General features: G+C 73.1%; 4 protein-coding genes and 2 pseudogenes. 5 read left to right on the top strand and 1 reads right to left on the bottom strand.

Annotated elements, in window-relative coordinates:
• The 4 genes and pseudogenes from ACFWN1_RS31425 to ssuE all read left to right on the top strand — a co-directional run.
• Window positions 1–648: pseudogene (locus ACFWN1_RS31425) on the top strand (FMNH2-dependent monooxygenase); the annotation flags it as partial.
• Window positions 645–1,970, top strand: coding sequence for an NtaA/DmoA family FMN-dependent monooxygenase (locus ACFWN1_RS31430; RefSeq protein ID WP_384369550.1), 1,326 nt, complete (start codon window positions 645–647; stop codon window positions 1,968–1,970). The pseudogene ACFWN1_RS31425 and the gene ACFWN1_RS31430, both read left to right, overlap by 4 nt.
• Window positions 1,967–3,034 carry an LLM class flavin-dependent oxidoreductase gene (locus ACFWN1_RS31435; protein ID WP_384369553.1) on the top strand — a complete coding sequence of 356 codons (1,068 nt, stop codon included), beginning with the start codon at window positions 1,967–1,969 and terminating at the stop codon, window positions 3,032–3,034. Before ACFWN1_RS31430 ends, ACFWN1_RS31435 begins: the two co-directional genes overlap by 4 nt.
• A gap of 30 nt (window positions 3,035–3,064) precedes the next feature.
• A complete protein-coding gene (ssuE, locus tag ACFWN1_RS31440; RefSeq protein WP_384369556.1) occupies window positions 3,065–3,619 on the top strand; it encodes an NADPH-dependent FMN reductase in 555 nt (184 codons plus the stop codon).
• A gap of 288 nt (window positions 3,620–3,907) precedes the next feature.
• Here ssuE and ACFWN1_RS31445 read toward each other — a convergent pair whose 3' ends face one another.
• Window positions 3,908–4,153: a hypothetical protein gene (locus tag ACFWN1_RS31445; RefSeq protein WP_384369559.1), complete on the bottom strand. Its 246-nt coding sequence runs from the start codon at window positions 4,151–4,153 to the stop codon at window positions 3,908–3,910.
• Window positions 4,154–4,743: 590 nt separating this feature from the next.
• Here ACFWN1_RS31445 and ACFWN1_RS31450 point away from each other — a divergent pair.
• Window positions 4,744–5,223: pseudogene (locus ACFWN1_RS31450) on the top strand (ATP-binding protein); the annotation flags it as partial.

The following is a 5,223-nucleotide window of genomic DNA, read 5'->3' on the forward strand; positions in this document are numbered from 1 at the left end:
GGCCGCCGCGACCCCGCGCCCGACGCCGGGGTGGGGGGGGCGGCGGCCGACGCCGCCGAGGCCGCCGTCCGGCTCTGGGACAGCTGGGAGGACGACGCCGAGATCCGGGACGCCGGGACCGGCCGCTTCATCGACCGCGACAAGCTGCACTACGCCGACTTCGAGGGGCCGCACTTCTCCGTACGGGGACCGTCCATCGTGCCCCGGCCACCGCAGGGCCGGCCACCCGTCGCCGTCGTACTGGACGCCCAAGCACGCGACCACCGCTGGGAGTTGGCCGCCCACTACGCCGAGATCGTCCTGCTGGACGCCGACAGCCCCGCCGCCGCCCGCGATGCCCGCACCGAGCTGCTGAGGCACGCCGACCGGGTCGACCTGCGCGTGCTGACACGTCTCTCCGTCACCGAAAATCCGCATGGCCTGGCGGAGTCGCTCGTCGAATGGCACGCCGAGGCCGGTACGGACGGTTTCCACCTCGTCACCACCGACCCCTCGGAGGAACTGCCCGTCGTGATCCACGACGTCGTACCCGCGCTGCGTGCCCGCGGCCTGTTCCGCGCCACCCACACCGGGCACACCCTCCGTGACCACCTCGGCCTCGCACGGCCCGCGAGCCGCTACACCGCACGGACGGAGGCCGCGCTGTGAGTGCCTCAACCCCCGCCGGACGCAAGCAGATCCACCTCGCCGCGCACTTCCCGGGCGTCAACAGCACCACCGTGTGGCAGGACCCGGAATCCCGCAGCCAGATCGACTTCTCCTCCTTCCAGCACCTGGCCCGCACCGCCGAACGCGGCAAGTTCGACTTCTTCTTCCTCGCCGAGGGACTACGGCTGCGCGAACGCAAGGGCCGCATCCACGACCTGGACGTGGTCGGCCGCCCCGAATCCCTGACGGTGCTCAACGCGCTCGCCGCCGTCACCGAACACCTCGGACTGGCCGCCACCGTCAACGCCACCTTCAACGAACCCTACGAACTCGCCCGCAGATTCGCCTCGTTGGACCATCTCTCAGGTGGCCGTGCCGCCTGGAACATCGTCACCTCCTCCGACGCCTTCACCGGCGAGAACTTCCGGCGCGGCGGCTACCTCGACCGCGCCGACCGCTACACGCGCGCCGCCGAGTTCGTGGAGGTGGCCCGCGCCCTGTGGGACTCCTGGCCCACCGGCGGCACCCCGCGCACCGTGCGGCACAGCGGGCCCCAGTTCGACATCACGGCCCGCGCCACGCTGCCCCACTCGCCCCAGCTGCACCCCGTCCTCATCCAGGCCGGCGACTCCGACGAGGGCCGGGAGTTCGCCGCCCGCACCGCCGACATCGTCTTCAGCCGGCACAGCACCCTGGAGGCGGGCCGCGCCTTCCACGCCGACGTCAAGGGCCGCCTGGCCCGGTACGGCCGCACCCCGGACCAGCTCAAGATCCTGCCCGCCGCGACCGTCGTCCTCGGCGACAGCGAGGCCGACGCGCAGGAGCGCGCCGCGCACATCCGGCGCCTGCAGGTCAGCCCGCAGACCGCCGTCGCCACGCTGGAGAACGTCTGGGGCCGCGACCTGACCGGCTACGACCCCGACGGCCCGCTCCCGGACGTCGAACCGGTACCGGACGGCGAACTCGCCCAGGGCTGGGCGCACATGTCCGACCGGTTCGGCATCGCCGCCCGCTGGCGGTCCCTCGCCGAGGAGAAGCACCTCTCCATCCGCGAGCTGGCCATCGAACTCACCGCCCGCCAGTCCTTCATCGGCACCCCCGGCTCGGTCGCCGCCGCCCTGGACGAACACGTCCAGACCGACGCGGCCGACGGCTTCATCCTCGTACCCCATCTCACCCCCGGCGGGCTGGACGAGTTCGTCGACCGGGTCGTCCCGCTGCTCCAGGAACGGGGCGTGCTGCGCACCGAGTACCAGGGGCACACCCTGCGCGACCACCTCGGCCTCGGCCGGCCCGTACCGCGTCAGGAGGAGTCCGCATGAGGTTCCAGGTCCTCACCATCGGCGGCCACGCCCCGCATCCGCTGACCGGTGAACAGGTACCGGCCGCGGACCGGTTGGCCGAGATCGTGGAGACGGGTGTCGCCGCCGAGGAACTGGGCTTCGACGCGTACGCGATCGGGGAGCGGCACGCCGGACCCTTCGTCTCCGCCGGCCCCACCGTGCTGCTCGGCGCGCTCGCCGCCCGCACCTCCCGCATCCGGCTGCTCACCGGCGTCACGGTGCTCGCCATCCTCGATCCCGTGCGGGTCGCCGAGGACTACGCCACCCTGCACCAGCTCTCCCGGGGCCGCCTCGAACTCGTCATCGGCAAGGGCGCCGAGGCCGGCCACTTCGACCTCTTCGGCCTCGACGAGGGCCTCCAGTGGGACTACCAGGCCGAGAAGTACGAGCTGCTGCGCAGGCTCTGGCGCGAGGAGGACGTCACCTGGCAGGGCAAGTTCCGCCCGCCCCTGACCGGCGTCACCACCCTCCCGCGCCCCTATGAGGGCCGCCCGCCGCGCGTCTGGCACGGCTCCGCCACCAGCCTCAACTCACCCGAGCTGGCCGCCCGTCACGGCGACCCGCTGTTCAGCGCCAACGCCATCCAGCCCCGCGAGGCGTACACCCGGCTCATCGACCACTACCGGGAACGCTTCGCCGCCCACGGCCACGACCCGGCCGGCGCCTATGTCGGCGCGGGCTCCGGCGGCCTGTTCATCGCCCGCACCAGCCGGCAGGCGGTGGCCGAGTTCAAGGAGTTCTACGAGGCGCGGGTCCGCCAGACGTACAAGCCGCACCTGGCGGGCAAGCCGGGGTACAACACGCCGTTCCGCACCATCGAGGAGGCCATCGCGGACGGTCCCCATCTCATCGGCAGTCCGCAGCAGGTCATCGACAAGATCCTCGGTTTCCACGCGGCCTACCGCCACGACCTCCAGTCCGTCACCGTCGACGGCTCCGGCCTCTCCCTGCCCCGGCAGATCGACCAGCTCCGCTGGTTCGCCGAGGAGATCGCACCCGTGGTGCGGGCGGCGGCGCCCACCACCCTGTGGCAGCACGCGTAGCCCCGCCGTACTTCCTTCGAAAGGTCCCCCATGGCAACCGTCCTGTCCATCTCCGGCAGCCCCTCCGCCACCTCCCGCACCGGCCGTCTGCTCCGTCACCTGGACGAACGACTCAGCCGCCAGGGGCATCAAGTGGTGCCGCTGGACGTGCGCGGGCTGCCCGCCGAGGCGCTGCTCCGCGCCGATGTCCGGCATCCGGCGATCACAGCCGCCGCCGAACTGGTCGACCGGGCCGACGGCGTCGTGATCGGCACCCCTGTCTACAAGGCGGCGTACTCCGGGCTGCTCAAGGCCTTCCTCGACCTGCTCCCGCAGTACGCGCTCACCGGCAAGACGGTGCTGCCGCTCGCCACCGGCGGCACCACCGCGCATGTCCTCGCCATCGACTACGCGCTGCGGCCGGTGCTCAGCTCCATGGGTGCCGCGCATATAGTCCAGGGCTGGTTCACCCTCGACAAGGACATAGTGGTGCACGAGGACGGCAGCCTGACCGTGGCCCCCGGCACCGCCGAGGCGCTGGCCCAGATCACCGACCAGTTCTCCGTCGCGCTCGGCGGCCGCACCCTGCTGGCCGCGACCGGGTGACGGATGCCCCCCGCCCGGCCGCCGCCCGCCGGTCAGCCCGCTGTGCGGCCCGGGGCGCGGAACTCGACCGTCCTGCCGCGCTCGGCGTACCGCACCGCGACAGCGTCCAGCGCGGCGACGGACGAGGCGTCCCACACCCGGACGGCAGGTCATCCCAGTCCTGGAGTCCTTCGCGGGGCGACAGCAGAAGTACGACTCCGCGCTCGCGGTAGTCCTGACGCTGGTCCGATCACCCACGCGCCGGCTCCGGGGCGGTGACCTCCTCAGGAGCCGCCGCACCGCGCGCCGTCACCCGCAGCGTGACAGCGGCCACCGCCCCCGCCACCAGCCCCGGACCAGCGCGGCCGGCACGCCGACGGCCAGGTTGCCGACGAGGTACCGCAGCCCCCACTTCGGGCCGCCCCCGACCGTCGCCACCCGCGGCAGTTGCCCGGCCACCAGCCCTACGACGGTCGCACGGACCGCGCCGACCGCCATCGCCGGGACCGTGGCCCTGGTGAGCAGGCCGGCAGCAGCCGGAGCGCCCGCCGCCATAGGGCGCCGTCCGGCTCCCGGCGGCGACCGACTGGTACGACAGCACCAGCAACGACAGCGCGATCACCACCGTGCCTGCCGTGGCCGCCGGCCGCGCCGCCCGCGCCGGTACCTCCCGCCGGGGCAGCGGGCCCGCGCCCTTGGCGGTGGCCCGCCCCGGAGGCACCGTGGCGGACGCCACCAGACCGACGACCACCGGGAGTTCGCGTCCCCCGGCCGTCGCACCCGCCAGGCTGGGCAGGAGGCGACAGCTGCCGGGAGCGTACGGGATGCCGATCACGTGTACGGATCGCGCCGGGGCGCTGCGCGGGACTTCCTGTGACGTTTGACGCGCATTCCGGGAATGATTTCTTCTGATCGGGACGGACCATTTCCTTTGCCGTGTGACGCGGAAATTCGCTGGCTTTATCGATCGAATGTACGACGCCTCATACCAGAGCGGGACGCGGGCCGGGAGACTTTGTCAACTGCCCGCCGCACCCGCCGCACAGGCAACTACCGTGAATTCCTGTCGGATAACTCAGGGCCCCGTTTTCCTTCCCGTTCTTTCTTTCCGACACCAGGCCCGACGTACCAGTACGAGGACGCAGATGTCTCACCTCCGCGCACCGGCCTCACGTGCCGACCGCCGAGAGGGCGGCCGACACGGGAGACCGGTCGCCCGACCCGCTCCCGCACTGCCCGAGACGCTCCTACGGCCCCAGCTCATCCGGCTCGCCGTACTCCCGCCCGTCGCGGTCGCCCTCGCCGCCACCGCGGCCGTGATCTTCACCGTCCGCGCCGGCGACGCGCACGGCCTCGTCCTCTGGGCGGTGCTCGCCCTCGCCGTCGTGGTCGCCGGAGCCGCCATCGGCGTCGCCGCCGTGGCCGCCGACCGCGCCGCCCGGTCCGTCGGCGACCGCGTCGGCGCGCTGCGCCGCAACGCCGCCCGAGGCGAGGCCGACCTGCGCGCCCTGGTCGACGGGCTGCGCCGGGGCCAGGCACCACCACGCGGCAAACCCCGGCGCCGACCGCCCGAGGACGCCGACGACTTCGAACTCCTCGCCGCCGACCTCGCCCGCGCGCACGAC

The sequence above is a fragment of the Streptomyces sp. NPDC058459 genome, from assembly GCF_042721685.1.
Classification (GTDB): Bacteria; Actinomycetota; Actinomycetes; order Streptomycetales; family Streptomycetaceae; genus Streptomyces.